This is a genomic window from Corallococcus sp. AB030 (assembly GCF_003668965.1).
Lineage (GTDB): Bacteria > Myxococcota > Myxococcia > Myxococcales > Myxococcaceae > Corallococcus > Corallococcus exiguus.
Window position 1 is genome coordinate 1 of the sequence record NZ_RAWQ01000440.1, and the last position, 1,429, is coordinate 1,429.

At 65.7% G+C, this 1,429-nt stretch carries 1 protein-coding gene; it reads left to right on the forward strand.

Going from position 1 to position 1,429, the window contains the following annotated elements; all coding sequences use genetic code 11:
* The first annotated feature begins 115 nt into the window (after nucleotides 1-115).
* A complete protein-coding gene (locus tag D7Y15_RS43450) occupies nucleotides 116-1,396 on the forward strand; it encodes an IS701 family transposase (protein ID WP_233596981.1) in 1,281 nt (426 codons plus the stop codon).
* The last annotated feature ends 33 nt before the right edge of the window (nucleotides 1,397-1,429 follow it).

Genomic DNA, 1,429 nt, shown 5'->3' on the forward strand with positions numbered 1-1,429 from the left:
CCTAGTACGACTTGGTCACATCAAGAATGCGTGAGGGTGGGCGGACTGTTCCCCCTGCATGACACCGACGCAACTGAAGCGGTTGGAGGGGGAGCTGGAGAGCTTCCTCGAGTCGATGTTCTCGGGCCTGGGCCGAGTCGAACGGCGACGGGCCATGGACTGGTACGTCAAGGGCCTGTTGCTGGAAGGCGAGCGCAAGAGCATCGACCCGATAGCTGGGCGACTGGTGAAGGAGGCTTCCGAGAAGGAGGCCATGCGCCAGCGCCTGCAGCAGTGCATCAGCGGCAGTGCGTGGGCGGACGACGAGGTCATGCGCCGGCTGGCACTGAAGCTGGAGGAGGACCTGCCGGACGTCGAGGCCCTGGTGCTGGATGACACGGGTTTCCCCAAGAAGGGCAGGCACTCGGTGGGCGTGGTCCGGCAGTACTCGGGCACTCTGGGCCGCATCGACAACTGCCAGGTCGCCGTCAGTCTGCATCTGGCGAGTGAGAAGGGCAGCGGCTGCATCGGAATGCGGTTGTACTTGCCAGTGGAGTGGACGGCCGACCCGGAGCGCTTGCGCAAGGCGGGCGTGCCGGAGGACGTATCGTTCGAGACGAAGCGGGACATCGCCCTGGGGCTGCTGGAGCATGCACGGGGATGGGGAGTGAAGCGGCACATGGTGCTGGCCGACTCAGGGTACGGAAACGAAGTCGAGTTCCGTGCGGAGCTCACGCGCCGCGGATTGCCGTACATCGTCGGCATTCAAGGCGACTGCGTCGTCTGGCCCCCGGGCTTCGTCGTTCCGCCCATTCCTCCGAAGCCACCGGGGATGCGTGGGCCCGTCCGCAAGCGCTACCGCTATGGAGACGCGAACCCCGTTGCTGTCGAGAAGCTCGCCGCCGACCTGCCGAAAACCGCCTGGAAGTGGGTCAGCTGGAGTGAAGGGTCCAAGGGCCCGCGGCGCTCGCGCTTCGCGGCCCTGCGCATCCGCACTGCCCATCGACACCATCTGGGCCTGGCCCCGGGCGACGAGCAGTGGCTGCTGTGCGAATGGCCCAGGCACGAGAAGGCGCCCACCAAGTTCCACCTGTCTACGCTGCCTGCGGACATTTCCCTGAAGCACCTCGTGCGCCTCACCAAGTTGCGCTGGCGCATCGAGCGCGACTACCAAGAGATGAAGGGGGAAGTCGGTCTGGACCACTTCGAAGGACGCACGTGGCGTGGCTTCCATCACCACGCCACCCTCTGCGCCGTGGCCCACGGATTCCTCGCGCTCCGTCGGGCGCTTTTCCCCCCGGAAGAGAGTGCACTGGACGCTACCGATGGTACGACGCGCGTTGCAGCCCCTTCTCCTCAGGCAGATTGGCATCTGCCCCCTCTGCAACACGGCCATCAACCCCAGAGCTCCGCCTGAGCTGCCCTCTCGGATGTGACCAAGTCGTACTAG

Excerpts from the sequence above, each read along its gene's own strand:
- D7Y15_RS43450 (WP_233596981.1), top strand. The coding sequence starts at position 116 with ATGTTCTCGGGCCTGGGCCGAGTCGAACGGCGACGGGCCATGGACTGG.